Origin of the sequence: Bradyrhizobium altum, assembly GCF_020889705.1 — a bacterium.
Lineage (GTDB): Bacteria > Pseudomonadota > Alphaproteobacteria > Rhizobiales > Xanthobacteraceae > Bradyrhizobium > Bradyrhizobium altum.
Map to the genome: position 1 here is coordinate 1 of NZ_JACMYP010000153.1, position 22,078 is coordinate 22,078.

Annotated in this window: 22 protein-coding genes and 2 pseudogenes; 12 read left to right on the forward strand and 12 right to left on the reverse strand. The window is 64.8% G+C overall.

Annotated elements, in window-relative coordinates:
* A pseudogene (locus H8B02_RS30005) lies at nt 1–565 on the reverse strand (hypothetical protein); the annotation flags it as partial.
* A gap of 278 nt (nt 566–843) precedes the next feature.
* Nucleotides 844–1,431, reverse strand: a complete 588-nt coding sequence (locus H8B02_RS30010) for a PadR family transcriptional regulator (protein ID WP_229169550.1) — start codon at nt 1,429–1,431, stop codon at nt 844–846.
* Between the two features lie 156 nt (nt 1,432–1,587).
* On the opposite strand from H8B02_RS30010, the gene H8B02_RS30015 reads away from it, so the two are divergent.
* From H8B02_RS30015 to H8B02_RS30030, 4 genes are all read left to right on the forward strand, one after another.
* Nucleotides 1,588–2,004, forward strand: a complete 417-nt coding sequence (locus H8B02_RS30015) for a nuclear transport factor 2 family protein (protein ID WP_092119202.1) — start codon at nt 1,588–1,590, stop codon at nt 2,002–2,004.
* A 108-nt stretch (nt 2,005–2,112) separates the two neighbouring features.
* Nucleotides 2,113–3,900 carry an acyl-CoA dehydrogenase C-terminal domain-containing protein gene (locus H8B02_RS30020; RefSeq protein WP_229169551.1) on the forward strand — a complete coding sequence of 596 codons (1,788 nt, stop codon included), beginning with the start codon at nt 2,113–2,115 and terminating at the stop codon, nt 3,898–3,900.
* A gap of 73 nt (nt 3,901–3,973) precedes the next feature.
* Nucleotides 3,974–5,182 carry an acetyl-CoA C-acetyltransferase gene (locus tag H8B02_RS30025; protein ID WP_229169552.1) on the forward strand — a complete coding sequence of 403 codons (1,209 nt, stop codon included), beginning with the start codon at nt 3,974–3,976 and terminating at the stop codon, nt 5,180–5,182.
* Between the two features lie 148 nt (nt 5,183–5,330).
* On the forward strand, nt 5,331–7,544 hold the full coding sequence (locus H8B02_RS30030) for a 3-hydroxyacyl-CoA dehydrogenase NAD-binding domain-containing protein (protein ID WP_229169553.1): 2,214 nt from the start codon (nt 5,331–5,333) through the stop codon (nt 7,542–7,544).
* Nucleotides 7,545–7,867: 323 nt separating this feature from the next.
* Here the strand turns inward: H8B02_RS30030 and H8B02_RS30035 are convergent, their stop codons facing one another.
* The 3 genes from H8B02_RS30035 to gstA form a co-directional block, all read right to left on the reverse strand.
* Complete coding sequence (locus tag H8B02_RS30035) at nt 7,868–8,119, reverse strand: hypothetical protein (RefSeq protein ID WP_229169554.1); 252 nt, start codon at nt 8,117–8,119, stop codon at nt 7,868–7,870.
* A gap of 165 nt (nt 8,120–8,284) precedes the next feature.
* Nucleotides 8,285–8,722, reverse strand: a complete 438-nt coding sequence (locus H8B02_RS30040; protein ID WP_376711725.1) for a beta-barrel domain-containing protein — start codon at nt 8,720–8,722, stop codon at nt 8,285–8,287.
* 225 nt (nt 8,723–8,947) lie between these two features.
* Nucleotides 8,948–9,565, reverse strand: a complete 618-nt coding sequence (gstA, locus tag H8B02_RS30045; RefSeq protein ID WP_229169556.1) for a glutathione transferase GstA — start codon at nt 9,563–9,565, stop codon at nt 8,948–8,950.
* A 130-nt stretch (nt 9,566–9,695) separates the two neighbouring features.
* Here gstA and H8B02_RS30050 point away from each other — a divergent pair, with 130 nt between their 5' ends.
* From H8B02_RS30050 to H8B02_RS30060, 3 genes are all read left to right on the forward strand, one after another.
* Complete coding sequence (locus H8B02_RS30050) at nt 9,696–10,220, forward strand: MarR family winged helix-turn-helix transcriptional regulator (RefSeq protein WP_092119179.1); 525 nt, start codon at nt 9,696–9,698, stop codon at nt 10,218–10,220.
* Nucleotides 10,221–10,313: 93 nt separating this feature from the next.
* Complete coding sequence (locus H8B02_RS30055) at nt 10,314–11,684, forward strand: glutamate--cysteine ligase (protein WP_212319895.1); 1,371 nt, start codon at nt 10,314–10,316, stop codon at nt 11,682–11,684.
* Between the two features lie 173 nt (nt 11,685–11,857).
* Nucleotides 11,858–12,382 carry a PAN domain-containing protein gene (locus H8B02_RS30060; RefSeq protein ID WP_229169567.1) on the forward strand — a complete coding sequence of 175 codons (525 nt, stop codon included), beginning with the start codon at nt 11,858–11,860 and terminating at the stop codon, nt 12,380–12,382.
* A 144-nt stretch (nt 12,383–12,526) separates the two neighbouring features.
* On the opposite strand, the gene H8B02_RS30070 is transcribed toward H8B02_RS30060, so the two are convergent.
* On the reverse strand, nt 12,527–13,894 hold the full coding sequence (locus tag H8B02_RS30070) for a sensor histidine kinase (RefSeq protein WP_229169557.1): 1,368 nt from the start codon (nt 13,892–13,894) through the stop codon (nt 12,527–12,529).
* Nucleotides 13,891–14,559, reverse strand: a complete 669-nt coding sequence (locus H8B02_RS30075) for a response regulator transcription factor (protein ID WP_229169558.1) — start codon at nt 14,557–14,559, stop codon at nt 13,891–13,893. Before H8B02_RS30075 ends, H8B02_RS30070 begins: the two co-directional genes overlap by 4 nt.
* 443 nt (nt 14,560–15,002) lie before the next feature.
* Between H8B02_RS30075 and H8B02_RS30080 the strand changes: the two genes are divergently transcribed.
* The 3 genes and pseudogenes from H8B02_RS30080 to H8B02_RS30090 all read left to right on the forward strand — a co-directional run.
* Complete coding sequence (locus tag H8B02_RS30080) at nt 15,003–15,704, forward strand: MipA/OmpV family protein (RefSeq protein WP_229169559.1); 702 nt, start codon at nt 15,003–15,005, stop codon at nt 15,702–15,704.
* 6 nt (nt 15,705–15,710) lie between these two features.
* Nucleotides 15,711–16,469, forward strand: a complete 759-nt coding sequence (locus tag H8B02_RS30085; RefSeq protein WP_229169560.1) for a hypothetical protein — start codon at nt 15,711–15,713, stop codon at nt 16,467–16,469.
* Nucleotides 16,470–16,677: 208 nt separating this feature from the next.
* Nucleotides 16,678–16,782: pseudogene (locus H8B02_RS30090) on the forward strand (PAN domain-containing protein); the annotation flags it as partial.
* A 142-nt stretch (nt 16,783–16,924) separates the two neighbouring features.
* Here H8B02_RS30090 and H8B02_RS30095 read toward each other — a convergent pair.
* The 5 genes from H8B02_RS30095 to H8B02_RS30115 all read right to left on the reverse strand — a co-directional run bounded on the left by H8B02_RS30095 (nt 16,925) and on the right by H8B02_RS30115 (nt 20,901).
* The gene (locus H8B02_RS30095) at nt 16,925–17,491 is read right to left on the reverse strand and encodes a nucleotidyltransferase family protein (protein WP_229169561.1); all 567 of its coding nucleotides are present in this window, start codon (nt 17,489–17,491) and stop codon (nt 16,925–16,927) included.
* 109 nt (nt 17,492–17,600) lie between these two features.
* On the reverse strand, nt 17,601–17,954 hold the full coding sequence (locus H8B02_RS30100; protein WP_229169562.1) for an MmcQ/YjbR family DNA-binding protein: 354 nt from the start codon (nt 17,952–17,954) through the stop codon (nt 17,601–17,603).
* 10 nt (nt 17,955–17,964) lie between these two features.
* Nucleotides 17,965–18,735 (reverse strand): signal peptidase I, encoded by a 771-nt coding sequence (gene lepB / locus H8B02_RS30105; RefSeq protein WP_229169563.1) that lies wholly within the window; start codon nt 18,733–18,735, stop codon nt 17,965–17,967.
* The gene (gene tldD, locus H8B02_RS30110) at nt 18,735–20,159 is read right to left on the reverse strand and encodes a metalloprotease TldD (RefSeq protein WP_092119161.1); all 1,425 of its coding nucleotides are present in this window, start codon (nt 20,157–20,159) and stop codon (nt 18,735–18,737) included. Before tldD ends, lepB begins: the two co-directional genes overlap by 1 nt.
* A gap of 271 nt (nt 20,160–20,430) precedes the next feature.
* On the reverse strand, nt 20,431–20,901 hold the full coding sequence (locus H8B02_RS30115; protein WP_229169564.1) for a winged helix-turn-helix transcriptional regulator: 471 nt from the start codon (nt 20,899–20,901) through the stop codon (nt 20,431–20,433).
* Nucleotides 20,902–21,036: 135 nt separating this feature from the next.
* Between H8B02_RS30115 and H8B02_RS30120 the strand changes: the two genes are divergently transcribed.
* Nucleotides 21,037–21,429, forward strand: coding sequence for a DoxX family protein (locus H8B02_RS30120; RefSeq protein WP_229169565.1), 393 nt, complete (start codon nt 21,037–21,039; stop codon nt 21,427–21,429).
* 10 nt (nt 21,430–21,439) lie between these two features.
* Nucleotides 21,440–21,943 (forward strand): DsrE family protein, encoded by a 504-nt coding sequence (locus tag H8B02_RS30125; protein ID WP_229169566.1) that lies wholly within the window; start codon nt 21,440–21,442, stop codon nt 21,941–21,943.
* Nucleotides 21,944–22,078: the final 135 nt, after the last annotated feature.

The window sequence follows — 22,078 nt, forward strand, 5'->3', positions numbered from 1 at the left end:
CGGCGATCTCCGCGATCGCGGAATCGAACGACGCCGGGCTGAGCGGCGGCGAGGGGCGGTAGACCTGGGCTGCGGCGCGCTCGACCGCTTCCGCCTGGCGCAGCCTTTCCTCCAGTTGCCGGTCCTGCATCTGCGGCTCCCGCTGCATCTGCGCTTCACGCATCGGCTGGGGTTGCGGCTCGCGCGCCGGCTGCGGTCGCGAAATCTGCGACAGCCGCGCATCGAGGCGCGAAATCGCGTCGTTCAGCTGCCGTGCGACGGCGGGCTGGCCGCGCGGCACTTCGGCGCGCACGGCTTCGGCGCGCGACATTGGTTTTGCAATCTGTTCGATCTGGCGGGTGATCGCGTCGAGCCGCTGATGGATATCGGCGACCTCGCGGCTTTCCCGGCTCGGCATCGGCTGCCGTTGCTCGGGCGCCATCCGCCAATCCGGCGGGCTCGGTTCGCCGACGGTGGAGTTGAGCCAGTCGTTCAGCGACATGCCGGCGCGGCGCGCAGCCGCCTCGGCCCTGTCGCGGACGGAGGGATCGATGCCGTCAACACTCCACGATACGCGCGAATTCATGATTCCGTCCGGTCCCGACTCCGGCGCTACACCCTGCGCCCGCAGCCTCCCCGCGCATTCCCGTTAAGAGACAATCGAATTCTGCGCTGGTCGTCTGCTTCAGCTGCTGACTTTTTCCCGTCACGGTAAATAACGGGTTAAGGAATGCGGCTGGCGGGCCTTAAAGTTAGGGAATCCGGGAACCTGTTGCGCCGGATCAGGACACGCCTATCGCTTTCCGGCAAAGCGGATTCCGCGTCGCGTGTCGGCACGCGCAAAACATGTCCTGAGATTTGTTTCTAGCCGTTGCCTTCGCGCTTGCCGTCGTCGAGCGGCAGCACATTGCCGCGACCGGACATCGCCGAGAGCGCGTCGAGCGCCTCCTCGCACCACTCCACCACGACACGCTCATGGCGCATCCCGATCCGAAGCCCGAGCATCTTGCCGACATCGGCCGGCGGTGCGGTGCCGTCGGGAAAGCGCTTGTTGAGCAGCCGCTCGTAGCGCTCGTAGCGGTCGCGGTGATGCTCCAGCCGCGCCATCAGATCGGTGCGCAGCGGCTCGATGTCGACGCAGTCGAGCGCATAGAGCCGGACCAGCAGGTCGTCCTTGATCGAGGGCGGAACGCTCGGCCGCGCCGCCCAGTGCTTCAGCGCCGCGCGGCCCTCGGCCGTCAGGGTGTAGACCAGCTTGTTCGGCTTGCCGGATTGCACCACCTCGCGGCCCTGGACATGGCCCTTGTCGCGCAGGCGGGAGAGCTCGCGGTAGATCTGCTGATGGTCGGCCTTCCAGAAGAAGCCGATCGAGGCGTCGAACGTCTTGGCGAGCTCATAGCCCGTCATCGGACGTTCCGTGAGGCATGCGAGGATTGCGTCACCGAGTGCCAACGCCCACCTCCATCTCAGTTCCCAAGAAGGCCATTCTGAAGTTCGCTTGACTTTATGCGCAACTGTGCATATGCGTCAATATGCATATGGTGATCGGCGTGCCGCCTTGTCGCGCGCGGCCGATGTTCATAAACCCCCGCCGCAGGAGACGTCCGAATGAGCAAGCCGGGCCTCGACAAGTGGTACGCCTACATGAAGTCCCACGACACCGCCGCTCTGTGGGATCTGCTGCATCCCGACGCGGTGTTCGAAAGTCCGGTCGTGCACACGCCGCAGCGTGGCCGCGACATCACCTTCAAATATCTGACCAGCGCCGCCAAGGTGCTCGGCGGCCCGACCTTCAAGTATCTCGGCGAGTGGCGCAACGACACCGGCGCGGTGCTCGAATTCGAGAACGAGATCGAAGGCATCAAGCTCAACGGCGTCGACATCATCACGTTCGACGGTGACGGCCGGATCACGCATTTCAAGGTGATGGTGCGCCCGCTCAAGGCGATCAACCTGCTGCATCGGATGATGGGCGAGGAGTTGATGAAGCAGAGCGGCGCAACGTCGCAATCACAGTCTCGCTAGGACCTGCCGCGGACCTCCCGAACCGGATAAGGTCCGCTTCAACAAACCCAAGGACAAGCTGCGCAGCATCGGTCGCGCGTGCGACCGCGAGCCAGCCGGGAGATCAGCATGCCGACCTACAAAGCCCCCGTCGAAGACGTCAGCTTCCTGTTGAACGACGTTTTCCAGATCGATCGCTACGGCAATCTTCCCGGCTTCACCGATGCGTCGGCCGATGTGCGCGAGGCGATCCTCGGCGAAGCCGCCAAGCTCAGCGAAGAGGTGCTGCAGCCGCTCAATCGCACAGGCGATCTCGAAGGCTGCAAGCGCAATGACGACGGCAGCGTCACCACGCCGAAGGGCTTCAAGGAAGCCTTCAAGCAGGTCGCCGAAGGCGGCTGGCTCGGCCTGTCGGCGCCGACTGAATTTGGCGGCCAGGGCCTGCCGGTGACGCTCTCGCAGGCGGTCAACGAATTCCAGATCTCCGCCAATATGGCGTTCTCGATGTATGGCGGGCTGACCATGGGGGCGACCGCAGCGCTCCTGGTGCACGGCACCCCCGAGCAGAAGAAGACCTATGTGCCGAAGATGGTTGCCGGCGAGTGGACCGGCACCATGAACCTGACCGAGCCGCAGTGCGGCACCGATCTCGGCCTGCTCCGCACCAAGGCGGTGCGCCAGGCCGACGGCAGCTTCAAGATCACGGGCACCAAGATCTTCATCTCCGCCGGCGAGCACGATCTTGCCGACAACATCATTCACCTGGTGCTGGCGCGCATCGAAGGCGCGCCGGCCGGCATCAAGGGCGTCTCGCTGTTCGTCGTTCCCAAGGTGCTGGTCAATGCCGACGGCTCGCTCGGCCAGCGCAACGGCGTCACCTGCGGCTCGATCGAGCACAAGATGGGCATCCACGGCAATTCCACCTGTGTGATGAACTACGACAACGCCACTGGCTGGCTGATCGGCGAAGAGAACAAGGGCATGCAGGGCATGTTCGTGATGATGAACGAAGCCCGCCTCGGCGTCGCCGTGCAGGGCCTCGCGCAATCCGAGGTCGCCTATCAGAACGCGGTCGCCTATGCGCGCGAACGCCTGCAGGGCCGCGCGCTGACCGGCGTCAAGGCCGCCGACAAGCCGGCCGATCCGATCATCGTGCATCCCGACGTGCGCCGCACGCTGCTCACCATCCGCGCCTTCAACGAGGCGGCGCGCGCCATGGTGGTGTGGACCGCGCTGAAGAGCGACGTTGCGCACCGCTCCAACGACCCGAAGGATCGCCAGGCCGCCGACGACCACATGGGCTTGATGACGCCGGTGCTGAAGGGCGTTCTGACCGACACCGGCTTCGCCAATACGGTCTCGGCGCAGCAGATGTTCGGCGGCCACGGCTATATCGCCGAGCATGGCATGGAGCAGTTCGTGCGCGATGCGCGCATCGCGATGATCTATGAGGGCGCCAACGGCATCCAGGCGCTCGACCTGGTCGGCCGCAAGCTGCCGCGCGACGGCGGCCGTGCCGCGATGGCGTTCTTCGGCGAGGTCACCGCCTTCGCCAAGGAGCATGGCGGCGACGAGGCGATGAAGCCGTTCATCACCCCGCTCTCCACAGCTCTCGGCCATCTGCAGCAGGCCACCGGCTGGCTGATGCAGAACGCGCTGACCAAGCCCGACAATGCCGGCGCCGCCGCGACCGATTTCATGAAGCTGTTCGGCCTCGTCGCACTCGGCTACATGTGGGCGAAGATGGCCAAGGTGGCGCAGGACAAGGCCGCCGCCGGCGCCACGCCCTACCTCAACACCAAGCTCGTGACCGGCCGCTTCTTCATGGAGCGGCTGCTGCCGGAGACCGCCGTGCATCTGGCCCGGATCCAGAGCGGCAGCGCCACCACGATGGAATTGGCCGCGGAAGCGTTCTGAAAATTACCGCTGCACCCCGTGCGGCGGCGCTTCCTTCCGTATATATTATGATCCTCATATCAAGGAGGGCGTCATGCCTGAGGCATACATCTACGATCACGTTCGTACCCCGCGCGGCCGCGGCAAGGCCGATGGCGCGCTCCACGAGGTCACCGCGCTGGCGCTCGCCACGGTGCCGCTGACGTCGCTCAAGGAGCGCAACAATCTGCCCGAGGACTCCGTCGACGACGTCGTGCTCGGCGTGGTCGATCCGGTCGGCGAGGCCGGTTCCGACATCGCCCGCTTTGCCGCGCTGAAGGCCGGCCTCGGCGAGAAGGTGCCGGGCGTGCAGATCAGCCGCTTCTGCGCCTCCGGTCTCGATGCCGTGAACTTCGCGGCGGCCCAGATCATGGCCGGCCAGCATGAGCTCGTGATCGGCGGCGGCGCCGAATCGATGAGCCGCGTCGGCATCGGCGCCTCCGGCGGCGCATGGCCGATGGATCCCTCGATGGCGGTGCCGGCCTATTTCATGCCGCAGGGCATCTCGGCCGATCTGATCGCGACCAAATACGGTTTTTCGCGCGACGACGTCGACGCCTATGCCGTGCAGAGTCAGCAGCGTGCGGCCAAGGCCTGGGATGAGGGCCGCTTCAGCAAGTCGCTGGTGCCGGTCAAGGACATCAACGGCCTGACCATCCTCGCCAAGGACGAGCACATGCGCCCGACCACGACGATGCAGTCGCTGGCGCAGCTGCAGCCGTCCTTCGCGGCGATGGCGGCGATGGCCGGCTTCGACGCGGTGGCGATCCAGTCGCACCCCGAGGTCGAGAAGGTCAATTACGTGCATCACGCCGGCAATTCCTCCGGCATCGTCGATGGCGCCGGCGCGGTGCTGCTCGGCAGCAAGGAGGCGGGCGCGAAACACGGCCTGAAGCCGCGTGCCAGGATCCGCGCCTTCGCCAATATCGGCTCGGAGCCCGCGATGATGCTGACCGGCCCGGTCGACGTCACCGAAAAGCTGTTCGAGCGTTCCGGCATGAAGAAGTCGGACATCGACCTGTTCGAGCTCAACGAGGCCTTCGCTTCGGTCGTGCTGCGCTACATCCAGGCCTTCGACATCGACAACGCCAAGATCAACGTCAATGGCGGCGCGATCGCGCTCGGCCATCCGCTCGGCGCGACCGGCGCGATGATCCTCGGCACCGTGCTCGACGAGCTCGAACGCACCAACAAGGAGACGGCGCTGGTGACGCTGTGCATCGGCGGCGGCATGGGCACCGCCACCATCATCGAGCGCGTGTAACGCTGCTGCGTAGGGTGGGTTAGCCGAAGGCGTAACCCACCATGTTACCGCGAGAGAGATGGTGGGTTACGCTTCGCTAACCCACCCTACGAGATCGAGACGCAACCGCCGCGCCTGAGATCGGCCGCCGGCACCGAGGGAGCAAAAGATGGCCTACAAGAATTTCAAGTTCGACGTCGACGCCGACGGCATTGCGCTCGTCACCTGGGATATCCCCGGCCGTTCGATGAACGTGTTCGACGAGATCTCGACGCAGGAGATCGGCGAGATCATCAAGCAGACGACCAGCGATGCCGCGATCAAGGGCGTCGTGATCACCTCGGCCAAGGAGGCGTTCTGCGCCGGCGCCGACCTCTCGATGCTCGAGGGCATGAACCGCAGCTACGCGCAGCTCTTCAAGGAGAAGGGCGAGGAAGCCGCGAACCAGATGCTGTTCGAGCAGAGCCGCCGAATGTCGCAGTCGTTCCGCGCGATCGAGACCTCGGGCAAGCCGTGGGTCGCCGCGATCAACGGCCTTGCGCTCGGCGGCGGTTTCGAGATCACGCTGGCCTGCCACTACCGTGTCGCGGCCGAGAACCCGAAGACCCGGCTCGGCCTGCCCGAGATCAAGGTCGGCCTGTTCCCCGGCGCCGGCGGCACCCAGCGCGTGCCGCGCCTGGTGTCGCCGCAGGACGCGATGCAATTGCTGCTCAAGGGCGAGGCGGTCAATCTGACCCGCGCCAAGGCGCTCAATCTGATTCACGCCGTCGTGCCCGCGGCCGATCTGATCAAGGCCGCGAAGGACTGGATCAAGGGTGGCGGCAAGGCGGTCGCACCGTGGGACGAGAAGAGCTTCAGGCTGCCCGGCGGCCCCGTCTTCTCCAAGATGGGCATGCAGATGTTCCCGGCCGGCAACGCGATCTATCGCCGCGAGACCTACGACAATTATCCGGCCGCGCGCGCCATCATGAGCTGCGTCTATGAAGGTCTGCAGTTGCCGATCGACGCCGCGCTGCGGGTCGAGTCGCGCTACTTCACGAAGGTCCTGCGCTCGAAGGAAGCGGCGGCGATGATCCGCTCGCTGTTCCTGTCGATGCAGGAACTGAACAAGGGCGCGCGCCGCCCGGCGGGCGTGCCGCCGACCAAGGTGAAGAAGCTCGCCGTCATCGGTGCCGGCTTCATGGGCGCCAGCGTCGGCTATGTCTCGGCGCAGGCCGGCATCGACGTCGTGCTGGTCGATCGCGACCAGGACAGCGCCGACAAGGGCAAGGGCCACGCCAAGACCGTGGTCGACGGCCTGGTCGCGAAGGGCCGGATGAAGCAGGAGGCGGGCGACGCCATCCTCGCGCGCATCTCGGCCACGGCGGACTACAACGCGATCTCGGACTGCGACCTCGTCATCGAGGCCGTGTTCGAGGACCGCAAGGTCAAGGCCGACACCTATGCCAAGGCGCAACCGCTATTGAAGTCGGGCGCGATCTTCGCCTCCAACACCTCGACCCTGCCGATCAATTCGCTGGCCGAGGAATTCAAGGACCAGGGCAAGTTTATCGGCATCCACTTCTTCTCGCCGGTGGAGAAGATGATGCTGGTCGAGATCATCCTGGGCAAGAACACCGGCGACGTCGCGCTGGCGACCGCGCTCGACTATGTCCGCGCCATCGGCAAGACGCCCATTGTGGTGAACGATTCCCGTGGCTTCTTCGCCAACCGCTGCGTGATGCGCTACATCTCCGAGGGCAATGAGATGCTGCTCGAAGGCGTGCCGCCGGCGATGATCGAGAACACCGCCAAGATGGCGGGCATGCCGGTCGGGCCGCTGTCGCTGCAGGACGAGGTCGCGCTCGATCTCGGCCTCAAGATCACCAAGGCGACCGAGGCCGATCTCGGCCCCAACGCGATCGACCAGGCGCAGAAGAAGCTGATGGTCGAGATGGTCGAGAAGCAGGGCCGCTTCGGCCGCAAGAATGGCAAGGGCTTCTACGACTATCCGGAGAAGGGCAAGGGACAGAAGAGCCTGTGGCCGGGGCTCGCCAATCTGCAGCCGAAGCAGCTCGATCCCGACACGCTCAGCGTCGAGGAATTGAAGCAGCGCTTCCTGGTGGTGCAGGCGGTGGAAGCCGCGCGCACGGTCGAGGATCACGTCATCACCGACGTGCGCGAGGCGGACGTCGGCTCGATCCTCGGCTTCGGCTTCGCGCCGTTCACCGGCGGTGCGCTGTCCTACATCGACTTCATGGGCACCAAGAATTTCGTCGCGCTCTGCCACGCCTTCGAGAAGAAATACGGTTCGCGCTTCACGCCGCCGAAGCTGCTCGAGGAGATGGCGGCCAAGGGCGAGACCTTCTACGGCCGTTTCCCGCCGAAGAAGCAGGCGGCGTAAGCGCCGTTACGTTTTGAGCCAACTCGCGCAGGATCAAGCCGGTCATCGATCCGACTTGATCCTGTTGCGTGACGGTCGCGCAGGTCAAAGTCCCGCCACGCTTGCTCCCCACTGGCACCATGCTGCTGGCATCACTCTTGCTGGTCGATCGCCAAGACGATCACCAAAGATGACGATCAGGGTTGGGGTGTCCTGCAATGCGTTCTGTGCTCAAGGAAGGTGCCGCTGAGGTCACGGGCAAGCATTCCGTCTCGCTCTCACCGCCGCGACGAGGGAATCCGCTGCGCTTGCGGGGCAAAGGTCCTTCCTGGTTCGGCCTGGTGCTATTCTTTCTGGCCGTGGACCTTGTGCTCGCGGCGGCCGCGTGGAATGCCGTCGACTTCTTCCGCCATTGAACCGTCATGGTCCGGCGAGAGCACCGCGCCGGTGAGATAGGCGATCTGGTTGAATGCGAGGCAGGCGACGACGATCGGGGCGCCGGTGGCAAAGGCATAGCCGTCGGATTGGAGCACGATTGCCGCGAGCACCGCGATCAGCGGCGACACCAGCATCAAGGTCCAAACCCGAAAGTACAAACTGGTTGCCAGCCCGACGAGCGTACTGGTCAACAAAAGCGTAAAGGCGATCGTCACATTTTTAGACCAGTTGGAGCGGAGGGCGCGCCGCAGGTCATAGTCGGTCAGTCGGATCGCTCGAACAAGGACAAGAACGCCCTCAGCCGGAAGTACACCGACTTAGTCTTAATCGGTACAATGCGGATCAAATTCGATTTGTTCCAGCGCGTGCCAAAAGTTTGCACCGCTCATTTCTCCCTGACGGCGCGGTGCACCTGGTCGGCCAGCGGCTTCATCAGATAGGACAGCACCGTTCGCTCGCTGGTCGGGATGAAGACCTCGACCGGCATGCCCGGCAGCGGATGCGCGGTCGCGAGCTTGTTTCAGCTCCGGCGGCGGAATCGCAATGCGTACAAGGAAGTAGGTCGGAGCCGTCTTGTCGTCGCGCGAGACGTCGGCGCCGATCCGGCTGACCTCGCCCTCGATTTCGGGCGTGGTGCGCTGGTTGAAATTGGTGAAGCGCAGCACCGCTGATGCGCCAGCTTGACCTGATCGATATCTTGCGGCGCAACATGCGCGATTGATGCGGTGAGCTGGCCGTGTTCGCCGAGGCAGCCGCGGAATCCCGTTGCAGCGCGCTGAGGCGCGACAGCGAGACCAGGCGTTGCTCCCAGAGTTGCACGCCGGTCAGTTCGTTGGCGATCTGAAAATTGCAGGGAAAGGGCGAGACCGGCCGGAGATCCGCGTGCTGCACGGTGATGCTTGCCGCGACCTCTTAGGTCGCGCGCAGAAAAAAAGGGCCGGATCCTGATCCGGCCCTTTCACGTCTGATGAAACTGGCGCGAAAGCTCAGGCCGCCTTCAGCAGGCCTTCCTTCTTCAGCGCTTCCTGCACCTTCGGGCGCGCCGCGACGCGGGCCTTGTAGGCCATCACATTCGGCAGACCGGAGAGATCGAAACCGAGCCGATCGGTGGCCCACATGATCATCGTGAATAGATAGCCGTCGGCGACCGTGAACTGGTTGCCCATGAGATAGTCGCGTCCGGCGAGCTGGCTCTCGACATATTTGAACTTGCCCATGGCGCGGTCCTTGAAGAAGGCCTTGGCGTCATCGGCGAGCACCGGCGAGAACATCGGGCCGAGGTTCTTGTGCAGCTCGGTCGTGATGTAGTTCAGCCATTCGAGCAGCTTGTAGCGCTCGTTGGAGTCCCGCGCCGGTGCCAGCTTCCTGTCGGCGACCCTGTCGGCGATCATCTGGATGATGATCGGCCCTTCGGTGACCAATTCGCCGGTATCCAGCGCCAGCGCGGGCACCTGGCCCTTGGGGTTCACTTGCAGGAAATCGTCGCCGTTTTCGAGCTTCTTGGCGCGCAGATCGACCTTGACCAGGTCGTAGGGCAGGCCGGCCTCGAGCAGGGCGATGTGGGGGGAGAGGGAGCAGGCACCGGGGGAGTAATAAAGCTTCATGGGGGTATTCCTTCCCTTGTTCTTGGCGTCCGGAGAGGGATTGCCTACATGCACCTGCATGAAATAGTCAAGATTGATGCAGATGCATTCAGTGCGGTACAGTGGGTTCCGGGACCTTATGGGCTAGACGATGAAACGCAAGCTATCGAGCGAGGCGACGGCCGCCTGGATCCGCCTGATGCGGGTGCCGAGCCGGGTGCTGGACTGCGTCGAGCAGGATTTGAAGAAGGCCGGCTTTCCGCCGCTCGCCTGGTATGACGCCCTGCTCGAGCTGTCGCGCGCGCCGTCGGGCGAGCTGCGCCCGGTCGAGCTTGAGCGGCAGATGCTGATCCCGCAATATTCGACCTCGCGGCTGATCGACAAGCTGGTCGATGAGGGCCTTGCCGCCCGGCGCGAATGCAAGATCGACAAGCGCGGCCAGTTCGTCGAGATCACCGAGGCCGGTCGCGAGCTCCAGAAGAAGATGTGGAGCGCCTATTCGGCCGCGATCGACAAGCATGTCGGCTCGAAATTGTCCGATGCCGACGCGGCCAGGCTGTGCGGTCTGCTCGACCGTCTGGGCTGCTCCTGCGGCGACGCCAAAGGTGACACCAAGGTCGATGCGAAGAGCGATACCAAGGCCGCGCCGGCGCGAGACGGCGTGCCTGCCCGATGATATTCCTGATCCCATCATCCGCAGCCGTTGTGGCTCGCGGATGTCCCTGCCACCGCGCGCCTTCGATCGAAGCGCCCTTGAGTTGGATTTTCTATGGCGCGTGACCAGATCGACATGACGCCGCTGCAATCGCGCGACGAACTCGTGGCGTGGATTGAAGCCGGCGTGAAGCCCGAGTCCGAATTCCGGATCGGTACCGAGCACGAGAAGACCCCGTTCACGCTCGAGGGCCATCACCCCGTGCCCTATGAAGGCGCGAAGGGCATCGGCGCGCTGCTCGAGGGCATGAAGCTCTTGCTCGGCTGGGAGCCGATCATGGAGCGTGGCAACATCATCGGGCTCTATGACGTCACCGGCGGCGGCGCGATTTCGCTCGAGCCGGGCGGGCAGTTCGAATTGTCGGGCGCGCCGGTCGAGACGGTGCATCAGACCCAATCGGAGCTGATGGCGCATCTGGCGCAGGTGCGGGAGATCGCAACCCCGCTCGGCATCGGCTTCCTCGGCCTCGGCATGACGCCGTCCTGGTCGCGGGCGCAGATCCCGGCGATGCCCAAGGGCCGCTACAAGATCATGAGAAATTACATGCCGAAGGTCGGCAAATACGGCCTCGACATGATGTTCCGGACCTGCACGGTGCAGACCAATCTCGACTTCTCCTCCGAAGCCGACATGGTGAAGAAGCTGCGGGTGTCGCTGGCGTTGCAGCCGATCGCGACCGCCTTGTTCGCCAACTCGCCCTTCACCGAAGGCAAGCCCAATGGCTTCCTGTCGTTCCGCTCCGAGATCTGGCGCGACACCGACAATGCTAGAAGCGGCATGATTCCGTTCGCGTTCGAGGACGGCATGGGCTTCGAGCGCTATGTCGATTACGCGCTCGACGTGCCCATGTATTTCGTCAAGCGCGGCGAGGAATATATCGACGTCTCCGGCTCGTCGTTCCGCGATTTCTTCGCCGGCAAGAATGCCGCCATCCCCGGCGAGCGTCCGACCCTGTCGGACTGGGCCAATCACCTGTCGACGATCTTCCCCGAGGTGCGGCTGAAGCGTTACCTCGAAATGCGCGGCGCCGACGGCGTGCCGTGGGGCCGGCTGCCGGCGCTGCCGGCGTTCTGGGTCGGGCTGCTCTACGACAATGACAGCCTCGATGCCGCCTGGGACATCGTCCGGCACTGGACCGCGCCGGAGCGGCAGGCGCTGCGCGACGACGTGCCGCGCTTCGGCTTCAAGGCGCGGATCAAGGACCGCTATCTGTTCGAGATCGCCAAGGAGTGCCTGATCCTGTCGCATGCCGGATTGCGGCGGCGCGGCCGGATCGATCATCTCGGACGCGATGAGAGCCGCTTCCTCGAACCGCTCGAGCGCATCATCGAGACCGGCCGTTCGCCGGCGGAGGAGATGCTGGAGAAGTTCAACGGCCCGTGGAAGGGCTCGGTGGAACCGGCCTATCAGGAGTACGCCTTCTAGTCCCCGCTCAGCCTGAATTCGGGTCCGGAACGCGCGCGGACGGCGGTGGTGTCGCACCCGCCGTTCATCAGCCATACAGGTTCATGGCGTTCAAATGACGCCCCGCGGAGTGCGCGGGGCTGTGCGAATTTGAAAGCAATCTCATGGGGATAGGTCGCCTCTTTAGGGCGTGGATGATGATGTTCGCGGTTTTTGCGGCCGCTTTCGTCGCACGCCCGGCATTGGCGCAGACCAATTTCGACCGTCCCGGCGGCGACTACCTGAATGCGCCGGTGACATCAGGCGATCCCGCCGATTGCGCGCTCACCTGCGAGCGTGACCGCCGCTGCCGCGCCTGGAGCTTCAACTATCCGACCGACGCCAACAATGGCGCGGTGTGCTGGCTGAAGAACAGCGTGCCGGCGCGGGTGCAGGACGTCTGCTGCGTCTCCGGGGTGCGTGGCGCGGGCGTGGTCGAACCGCGCAACGGCGCCATCGAAACCTCGATCGACCGGCTCGGCGGCGACTACAAGAATTTCGAACTGAAGAGCAGCGACGGCGACGAGGCCTGCCAGGCCGCCTGCACCGCCGACAACAAGTGCCGCGCCTGGACCTACGCCCGGCCCGGCTATGCCGGCCGCGACGCGCATTGCTTCCTGAAGAAAGAGATCAAGCCGCCGCGCCGCAAGGCGGGGTTCACGTCAGGCGTGGTGCGCTAGCGCCACCGCGCGTTGTCGGTGCGTAACGTGATCCGGGAAAAGGCGACGCCCTGGCAGGCGCTCGGGCTGTCGGATGCGTCGCTGGGTGTTGACCGGCCTCTGGATGCGATGATCGCCCATCCGATCCGCATCAACCGGCCGCCCTCAGGTTACCCCGGCCGCGCGCTGAATTGGCATGGTCAACGCGGCCTCCGGAAAGCGAAGGCAAGCGGTCGTTCCCTGTCCACGGTTCGACGCAATGACGAGCTCACCCCCATGCGAGGCCATGATCTCCTGTACGATCGACAGGCCGAGGCCGGCGCTGTTCCTGGCCGTGCCGCCGGTCTGGAATGGCTCGATCAGCTTGCGCTCCGAGCCCGGAGCGAGTCCGGCGCCGTCGTCGCTGATCGATACGCGGCCGCGGCTCAGGCTCGCCCTGATGCATCGGGCGCCCCGGGCGTGAATCAGGGCGTTGCCGACCAGGTTGGCCAGCGCGCTCCTGATAGCAGCTTCGACGCCCTGCACCATGGTGGCCGGTTCGTCGCTGTGTTCCAGCGAGAGTTCGATCCCGGCATCCAAAGCCGACGGGCTGAAATCGGCCAGCACGTCGCGCGTCACGGTCGCAAGGTCGATCGGCCGCTTTTCGAGCGTCCCGTTTTGCAGCCGCGCCAGGTCCAGCATGGCCGAAACAAGCGATGTCAGCCGGCGGACATCGTGAATCAGCTCCACCCGCAAGGCGGGATCGGCCACGTCCTCGACCCTGGCGCGCAACAACGTCAGGGGGGTGCGGAGCTGATGGGCGGCATTGCCCAGGAACCGGCGCTGCATCCGGATGTAGGCGTGGATTTCATCAAACGCGCGGTTCAGCGCCGTGGCCAGCGGCTTCAGCTCTGCGGGCACCCGATCGAGCGAAATCGATCCCTGCGGCGCGGCCGGATCGATCGCGAGCGCAAGCTTCGTCACCCGTTCGATGCTGCGCGCCACGAAGCGCGCGGCAAGGAACACGCCGATCGCCACGATCAATACGTACCCCGCCGCGTAGAGGGAAATCTCGATCAGATTTTTCAGGATGAACCACATCGCGATCTGGTCAGGACGGACGTGGGCGTTTCCGATCATCATCACGAGTTCGGGGACGTGGCCGCTGTGCATCACCGCCATGCAGAACGAGCTATTCTGGTCGAGCGACTTGAGCATGGAAAGACCGCTCGGTCCGATAAAGGGCAGCGAAACCGGAAGCTGTGGCCTGCGCTCGCGCCCGAATTCGCTTGTCATATCGCCGTAAGCCACGACGTACCACAGTTCCGGGCTTTGGGATTTCAGCTCTTCCAATCGGGCGGTGGGGCGGACTGTGAGCCTGTCGCCGGGATTGACCTCGGTGGCGCGACCAAGAACGTAGGCGGCCGCAAAGCAGGCGCTGCGTTCGGGCTCCTTCGCGATGAACAGCCAGAACACGAGGCCGAGCGCGGCGAAGAAAATCACGGCGGCGGCCATCCCGAGCGAGAGCGTCAATGTCCGTGCGATCGACGTCATCGGATATTTGCCATCCTGAGAATGTAGCCGATGCCGCGCATGCTGCGGATCTCGACGTTGCTGCCAAGCTCGGACAGCTTCTTGCGAAGCCGAGACACCTGCGCCTCGAGCGTGTTGGATTCGATCTCGTCGTCGAATCCGTAGATGGCCTCGATCAGCGCCTCGCGGGCGATGACGCGGTCGCGTCGCATCAAGAGCGCCTCGAGGATCAAGGCCTCGCGGCGCCGGAGCAGGACCTTGTGGCCGGCGACGGTCGCCTCGTTGGTGCCGATCTTCAGTTCGACATTGCCGAACGAAAGCATTGACGACACGAATGCGCGGGGCCGCCGCAGCACGGCCCGTGCTCTTGCGATGAACTCCTGCGGCTCGAAGGGCTTGCCCAGATAGTCGTCGGCGCCGCCATTCAGCCCGTCGATCACGTCTTCCTTGGCGTCCCTGGCGGTCAGCATGATGATGGCCGGCCTGTCCGGCTGTCGGCTCAGCGTCGTGACGATATTGAGCGCATCGCCATCGGGCAGCATTCGGTCGACGATCGCCAGATCGTAGTTGAAACTGCTGAGCGCATGCCTCGCATCCGTCACGGACTCGACGATGTCGATAACGCCGCCGAGCTGTCCGAGCAGCCGGTCGAGATAGGCGGCGATTTGCGGTTCGTCTTCGATCACGAGAAAGCGCACAGACCTTCCCTCGCATGGTCGGCCGATGATCTTGCAGACGATTGTGTCGGCATCGCGCCAGCGATGGTTCAGCGCTCGCAGCACTTATCGACAGTCCGCTTTGACGAGACAAGCCACGAATCTTTGCGCGCTTTGCGCGCGCTCGCGGCGCGGCAATCTTCGGGCAATGTTCACAGGCCACCTACCCGCGACCATGCAGCAACCCTTCCCACAAGGCCCAGGTCAGAGGTTTTGAGCATTCCGCCATGCGAGAGTTCTCCTGTTCTTGCGCGGCGAAGGCCGCGCGTCGTGCCGTCGTTGCTGCTCTTCCTGCCGCATTCGGCGTTGTCGCGGCCTTTCCCGGTCAGGCTGCCGCGCAAACCGCGTTCACGTTGCCGGCTCCGCCTTTTTCAGTCCCTTTCCTGCCCTCGGTCTCGGGCAACTGGACTGTGATGATTGGCGCGAGCGGGGCGTCCAGACCGGACTTCGAGGGTACAAACCACAGCAAGTTCGCCCCGGTCCCGATTTTCGCGATCCGTCGCCCCGGCACCGTCGACCAGTTTCGCAGCCCGCGCGACAACGCGAGCATCGCGATCGTCGACTTCGGTGATTTTCGGGCCGGCCCCGTCGGCAAGTTCGTGACGTCGCGAAAAGCGAGCAGGTATTCCGAGCTCAACGGTCTTGCTGACGTCAGCGCGGCCTTCGAGCTCGGCGGATTCGTCGAATACTTTCCGGTCGACTGGTTTCGTGTGCGCAACGAGACGCGCCAGGGCCTTGGCGGGCACCACGGCATCGTTTCCGACTTCTCGGCGGACTTCATCGTGCCGGTGTTTGGCGGCTTCACCGTTTCCGCCGGACCGCGCTTCACCGTGGAGACCGCGAAGGCGGTCTCGCCCTATTTCAGCATCGATACCGTGCATGCGATGGCGACCGGGCTGCCGGTCTTTGACGCCAAAGGCGGGGCGCATTCGGCCGGTGTCGGCGCGCAGCTGTCGTATCGGATCAATCCGAAATGGGAAGTTCATTCCTATGTCGAATATGATCGACTGCTCGGCGACGCCTCGAAGAGCCCGATCGTGACGGTCCGCGGCTCGGCAAATCAGACCACGTTCGGCGTCGGCGCCTCCTATTCATTCGACGTCAAGGTTCGATGAGAGCCCATGCGGCGCAGCGGTCGATGTGCGAGCTTCACGGCGGTCGTTCTTGTCGCCGCAAATGTGGCCGGGTGCGCGACGTTTGCGACCAGCGAGAGCAAGCTGCAGGCGGTCAAGACCGTCGGCATCATTTCGGCGGTCGGCGATCAAGTGACCGTCGCCAAGGGAGGGCTCACGGGCCTGGACAATGGCAGCAAAAGCTTCCCGATCGAGCCGTGGGGGCTTGATGATCTGATCGTCCAGCAAGCGACGGCGGCGCTGGGCGGCCGCTTTCAGGTGCAGCCGGTCACCTACAGCCGTCCCGCCTTTGCCACTATCAAGGATTCCGCGTTCACGCCCGCCAACCTTGTTCGCGGCGATCCGTTCAAGCAGCTGGTTCGGACCGAGGTGTCTCCGCAAGGGCTCGATGCGTATATCGTCATCACCAAGGCGCAGGCGGTCTACGGTGGCGGCCACCGAAAGGTCGAAGGCGTCGGCTTCATCACCTACCGCACGGTGACGGAATCCTACAGTCAGATCTTTGCGCTCTACGAAATCAGAGTGATCGACGGCAAGACGTTTGACGTCATCGACAAGAAGGCGGCCCAGCCGCTGGGCAATGCGGGGAATGTCCCGCTCGCCGGTCCGAGCCGGCCGGTCGACGGGAATTTTCCGATCAGCTCGGGCGATGGCAACGATGAGGGCCTGCACCGGGCGATCGTCGACCTCATTACGCGCAGCCTGCCGACGACGTTGGGCGACATGCATCTCGCGGCTGTCCGCTGATACCAATCAACAAGCTGGGAGAACTCCTTTGGAGACGTCGATGTTTGACCGGTATTGGTTCCTGCTGGCCGTCTTGCTTGGCGTTGCCGTGATTTTCCTGGTGAATCTGAGCTTGATCATCTACGCCTAGATCAGGCACGCTGCATCGCAAGAGCCGTGCGGGTGAGATCGGCCGTGGATTCCGCTGCTTGTTTGTGCCGGCAAGCTCCAGGCCCGGCCCGGCTACGCCGGCCGCGACGCGCATTGCTTCCTGAAGAAGGAGATCAGGCCGCCGCGCCGCAAGGCGGGATTCACGTCAGGCGTGGTGCGCTAGGGGCCGCACACACATCCGTCGTCCCTGCGAAAGCAGGGACCCATAACCACCGATAGTTACTGTGGTATGGCGCTGGAACGACGAGTCCCTTCATCAACGAAGGCCGCGCAGTATGGGTCCCTGCTTTCGCAGGGACGACAGGCTACTCCGCTGCCAGCACCGTGACCTCCGGCCACAACGCCTTCCACCGCGCGGCCTTCTTCGTATAGTTCGCCGCGGAAAAATTCGCGGTGAGGTTCGGCCGCACGACCATGCAGGCGACATCGTCGAAACCGTTCGGCGCATAGACGTCGTAACCATCGGTGCTGCGGCGGATGCCGATCTGCGTGGTCGCGGTGAGGAAGCGATCGATGCCGTCGGTTGAGCGCGACAGTGCGGGGTAGGGCAGGCCGTGCTTGTCGGGATACCAGAGATGGACGCGGGCCTGGTTGCGCGCCTCGATCGCAATCCCGAGATGGCCGAGCCGTGCCTTCAGCGCGCGGATCACAGCGTCCTCGGCCTCCCACGACATATCCGGATCGAAATAGAAGATGTCGTAGTCGCTGATGCCGTGATCGATCGGCCGGCCAGTCAGAGCATTCCACACGGTCTGCACCAGGCAGCCGGACACCAGCCAGGCGTCGGGGAGGGCAACGCGGTGCAGCTCGTCTGTGATCGCTTGATTGGCCGGGTTGCGCAGCGCGGCTGTGAGGAATTCGTCAGAGTTCATCGGGATACCGTAGGGTGGGTTAGCCCAGCGTAACCCACCATCGCTCGCGCCGCGAACGGCGCCTTCCGCCTTCCGCCTTCGCTCGTCGTGCCACGGCGGACATCGTCGGCTAACCCGCCCTACGATCCTGTGCGTCGTAATCCTTGACCGCTTTCTTCGATGCCAGCGTGCGCCAGTGCCGGCGCAGCAACGGCTCGACGGTCGTGCGCTTGGCCTTCGACAGGCGGATCAGCACGATCGGATAGTCGCGGTAGTGATCGGTGAAGTAGAACACCGTCGGCTGGCTCTCGACCAGCATGTCACGCTCGTCCGGCGGCACGCCGGGCATCACCAGGCTGTCGCCGCCCTCCTTGAGCCGCACCAGCAACTTCTTGCGCACCTTCAGCGCCGGTGTGCCGTAGGAAGAGCCGTCCTCGATCTCCGGCCACGCCAGCACCAGGGTCCTGACGTCGTCGAAGGTCACGTTGGCGAGCTCACTGCACCGAGGTGAAGAAGCGTGCGAGGCGGAAGCCGGAGAGCCAGGTCCAGACCGGCTGGCTGCGGATGCCCATGTCCCAGGAGCCGACCACCGCATCGGCGCGGCCGATCAGATTGTCGATCGGCAACAGGCCGACACCACCGTCACGCACCGGCACGCGGCTGTCGGCGGAATTGTCCCGGTTGTCGCCGAGCACGAACAGGTTGCCGGGCGGCACCGTCACCTCGGCCGTGTTGTCGAGCCTTCCATTGTCGCGGATCTTGAAGATCGCGTGGCTGACGCCGTTCGGCAGCGTCTCGACATAGCGGTAGGCGTCCTCGCCGCCGCCGCGATCGTCCTCGGCAAAGCCGGTGCCGTCGGGCTTCAGGGCGGCCGGATGATCGTTGATGAAGAGCTGACCCTGCCGCATCTGGATGCGATCGCCGGGCAGCCCGACCACGCGCTTGACCCAGGCCTGCGAGCGGTCGCCCGGCCAGCGGAACACGACGACGTCGCCGCGCTTCGGCGTCTCGCCGAACACCCGGCCGGTCTCCGGCAGCGTGATCTGGATCGGCAGTGACGCCGCGCCGTAGCCATAGGGGAATTTCGAGGCGACCAGCGCGTCGCCGATCAGCAGCGTCGGCTCCATCGAGCCCGACGGCACGTAGAACGGCTCGGCGATCGCGCCCTTGGCGAGGAACACGACGGCCACGATCGCGGCGAGTTGCACGGCCTGTCCGCGCCAGCTGGTCGGCTTGGCCGCCACGACTTCGTTTCCGCTGCTCACTAGCCTGTTCCTCCGACCGTAATCCGTTCCATCCGCAGCGTCGGCTGGCCGACGCCGACCGGCACACCCTGGCCGTTCTTGCCGCAGGTGCCGATTCCCGTATCCAGCGCAAGATCGTTGCCGATCATGGTGATCCTGTGGAGATCGGTCGGTCCATTGCCGATCAGCATGGCGCCCTTCAGCGGCGCGCCGAGCTTGCCGTTCTCGATCTTGTAGGCCTCGGTGCACTGGAACACGTATTTACCCGAGGTGATGTCGACCTGGCCGCCGCCGAAATTGGCGGCATACATGCCGTTCTTCACCGAGGCGATGATCTCGGCCGGGTCGCGGTCGCCCGACAGCATGTAGGTGTTGGTCATGCGCGGCATCGGCACATGGGCATAGCTCTGCCGCCTTCCGTTGCCGGTCGGCTTCATGCCCATCAGCCGGGCGTTCTGGCGGTCCTGCATGTAGCCGACCAGGACGCCGTCCTCGATCAGCACGGTGCGGTTGGTCGGCGTGCCTTCGTCGTCGATCGACAGCGAGCCACGGCGCGACGCCATGGTGCCGTCATCGACCACGGTGACGCCCTTGGCTGCGACCTGCTGGCCCATCAGGCCGGCGAAAGCCGAGGTCTGCTTGCGGTTGAAGTCGCCCTCGAGCCCATGGCCGACGGCTTCATGCAGCATCACGCCGGGCCAACCGGCGCCGAGCACGACATCCATCTCGCCGGCGGGCGCCGGCACCGATTCGAGATTGACCAGCGCCTCGCGCAGCGCGCCGTCGGCGGCATCGCGCCAGGCCTTGGTCTCGATGAAGCGGGCATAGCCCTCGCGGCCGCCATAGCCCTTGCTGCCGCTCTCCTGCCTGTCGCCCTGGCCGGCGACCACGGAGATATTGACGCGCACCAGCGGGCGGATGTCGCGATAGCTCTCGCCGTCGGGCCGCAGGATTTCCACCACCTGCCAGGTCGCTGTGAGGCTGGCCGAGACCTGCCGCACCCGCGGGTCCTTGTCCCTGACATAGGCGTCGATCTCGCCGAGCAGCTTGACCTTGGCCTCAAACGCCGGGCCATCCAGCGGGTTCTCGTCGCCATAGAGTCTGACATTGGTGTGGGCCGGCGCCGCGGCGAAAGTCCCGGCATAGCCGCCGCGCACCGCCGCCACCGCGTCCGCTGCGCGGATCAGCGCCGGGATCGAGACGTCGGAGGAATGCGCATAGCCGACCGCGTCGTCCTTGACCGCACGCAGGCCGAATCCTTGCGAGGTGTCATAGGTCGCCTGTTTCAGCCGGCCATTGTCGAACACCAGCGCCTCGGTCTGCCCGAACTCCAGGAAAAGCTCGCCGTCGTCGGCGCCTTCAAGTCCGCGGGACACCTCGCGGCGGACGGCATCGCGGTCCAGATTGGCGCGGTCGAGCAGGGAGGTGGTGGCAGGATTGGTCATGGTCACTCCGACGCAGTGCGATTCCTTGGCGATTCCTTGTCATCCTTGCCTGAAGCGCAGCTGATTGCCAGTGCGGAACCCGCAGCAGGACTTTCGGGCGATTGAAGCAGAGACGAGCGGAAAACTCACCTTACAACCCGGAAACCTGTGCCGGTCCCGGTTCAGGCCTGGACGACGATCGGCAAAGATAGTGTTTGGGATGGCAAACCGGGAGTGCCTGCGGCTATGCGGTCGATCACGGCAGCCCCACGCGATTGTCACCTTGTCGTCATCACCCCGCGCGCCGATCGGCCTTCCGCGGCTGGCTTTCCGGCTCGTCGGCATCGCTCGATTGCGGTGCCGGCTTCGGCTGCGCGCCACCGGCGGCGCCCTGTGCAGAGGTCGGAAAACCATGCTCCTGCGCCCACCGGTACAGCTCGTCGAACACCGGTTTGAGCGCCTTGGCTGACGGCGTCATCTCGTACTCAACCCGCGGCGGCACCTCGGGATAAACCGTGCGCTTGACCAGGCCGTTGGCCTCGAGATCGCGCAGCTGGGTGGTCAGCATGTGCTGGGTCACGCCGGGGATCGCCTGCCGCAATTCGCCGAACCGGCGCTTGCGCTCGACCAGTTGCCAGAGGATGTCGCCCTTCCATTTCCCAGCCAGCACCGACAGCGCCCGATGAAATTGCGCCGACAGGTCGCCGTTGCACGGCTCGGACGCCGCCGGAGGCGCGGCCGGCTCAATAGTCAGTTTTTTCATACTACCTCACAAAAAGCATCCTACTTGTTCTTTTCATCTTACTCCCGAATTTAGTGCATCGAAAGCCGTGGGCCGGTCGTCGAATGGGCGGGTGGTCGCGCGGTCCGGTCGATTCGAACATTTAGGGAGTCATCCATGTCAGTTGCCGTTGCCGCAGCGCCGTCGCGCTGGAAATCCGTCACGCTGTGGGTCGTCACGGGATTGCTCGCGCTGGCCTTTGCCGCGGCGGGCACCGCCAAGCTCTACGGCGTGCCGATGCTGGTCGCGGAATTCGAGCATATCGGGCTCGGCCAGTGGTTCCGCTATTTCACCGGATCGCTGGAGCTGCTCGGCGCGATCCTGATCCTGGTGCCCCCGGTCGCAGCCTTCGGCGGCCTGCTGCTGAGCTGCATCATGGTCGGCGCCACCATCACGCATCTGTTCCTGATTGGCGGTTCGCCGGTGCCCGCCCTCGTGCTGCTGACGTTGAGCGCGATCGTCGCCTACGCCAAACGCAGCCAATTCGGTTTGCTCGCGAGCTTGCCGTGAGCTGACCGCGATGCGCGTCTCTCGCCGCATCCTGACGCTGGCCGCGGGGCTCGCGCTGGCCTTCGCGGTGCCATTCGCCGGGACATTGCTGCTCACCGGTTCGGTCGCGGCGGTCTCCAAACCGGAGCCGAAGAAACCCGAGCCGCGCGTGCACCATGTGGTGCTGCCGATCAACAGCGACGACCCGACCACGATGCGGGCGCTGATCTCGACCGCGCTCAACCTCCCGAAATATTATCGGGAGCGCAACGAGCCGTTCGAGATCGAGGTCGTCGCCTACAATGCCGGCGTTCACATGCTGCGCGCCGATACCTCGCCGGTGAAGGACCTGTTGCGGGTGGTGCGGGGGCTCACGCCGGACATCCGTTTCGTGGTCTGCGAAGCCACCAAGCTCGGCATGGAGCGCGCCGAGGGACATCCGCTGGTCCTGCTCGACAATGTCGATCTCGTGCCGAACGGACCCGGACGCATCATCGAATTGCAGGAAGCCGGCTGGTCCTACATCCGGTCCTGAGCGACGTGGCCATCAACGCAAGCGGAGAAACCGACATGACTTCTGTTCGCGTGCCCACCCGCCGCTCCGTCGTCGCCGGCATGATCGGCGCCGGCGTTTCGCTCGCGATGCCGGCAGCAGGGGGCGCGCGCAGCG

Bases quoted from the DNA above. Each gene is read 5' to 3' on its own strand.
- H8B02_RS30070 (WP_229169557.1), bottom strand. From the start codon at position 13,894: ATGACGTCGATCGCACGGACATTGACGCTCTCGCTCGGGATGGCCGCC.
- H8B02_RS30125 (WP_229169566.1), top strand. From the start codon at position 21,440: ATGCGCGTCTCTCGCCGCATCCTGACGCTGGCCGCGGGGCTCGCGCTG.
- H8B02_RS30025 (WP_229169552.1), top strand. From the start codon at position 3,974: ATGCCTGAGGCATACATCTACGATCACGTTCGTACCCCGCGCGGCCGC.
- H8B02_RS30115 (WP_229169564.1), bottom strand. From the start codon at position 20,901: ATGAAAAAACTGACTATTGAGCCGGCCGCGCCTCCGGCGGCGTCCGAG.
- tldD (WP_092119161.1), bottom strand. From the start codon at position 20,159: ATGACCAATCCTGCCACCACCTCCCTGCTCGACCGCGCCAATCTGGAC.
- H8B02_RS30120 (WP_229169565.1), top strand. From the start codon at position 21,037: ATGTCAGTTGCCGTTGCCGCAGCGCCGTCGCGCTGGAAATCCGTCACG.
- H8B02_RS30080 (WP_229169559.1), top strand. From the start codon at position 15,003: ATGATTGGCGCGAGCGGGGCGTCCAGACCGGACTTCGAGGGTACAAAC.
- H8B02_RS30050 (WP_092119179.1), top strand. From the start codon at position 9,696: ATGAAACGCAAGCTATCGAGCGAGGCGACGGCCGCCTGGATCCGCCTG.
- H8B02_RS30055 (WP_212319895.1), top strand. From the start codon at position 10,314: ATGGCGCGTGACCAGATCGACATGACGCCGCTGCAATCGCGCGACGAA.
- H8B02_RS30030 (WP_229169553.1), top strand. From the start codon at position 5,331: ATGGCCTACAAGAATTTCAAGTTCGACGTCGACGCCGACGGCATTGCG.
- H8B02_RS30015 (WP_092119202.1), top strand. From the start codon at position 1,588: ATGAGCAAGCCGGGCCTCGACAAGTGGTACGCCTACATGAAGTCCCAC.
- H8B02_RS30060 (WP_229169567.1), top strand. From the start codon at position 11,858: ATGATGATGTTCGCGGTTTTTGCGGCCGCTTTCGTCGCACGCCCGGCA.
- H8B02_RS30020 (WP_229169551.1), top strand. From the start codon at position 2,113: ATGCCGACCTACAAAGCCCCCGTCGAAGACGTCAGCTTCCTGTTGAAC.
- H8B02_RS30095 (WP_229169561.1), bottom strand. From the start codon at position 17,491: ATGAACTCTGACGAATTCCTCACAGCCGCGCTGCGCAACCCGGCCAAT.
- H8B02_RS30085 (WP_229169560.1), top strand. From the start codon at position 15,711: ATGCGGCGCAGCGGTCGATGTGCGAGCTTCACGGCGGTCGTTCTTGTC.
- gstA (WP_229169556.1), bottom strand. From the start codon at position 9,565: ATGAAGCTTTATTACTCCCCCGGTGCCTGCTCCCTCTCCCCCCACATC.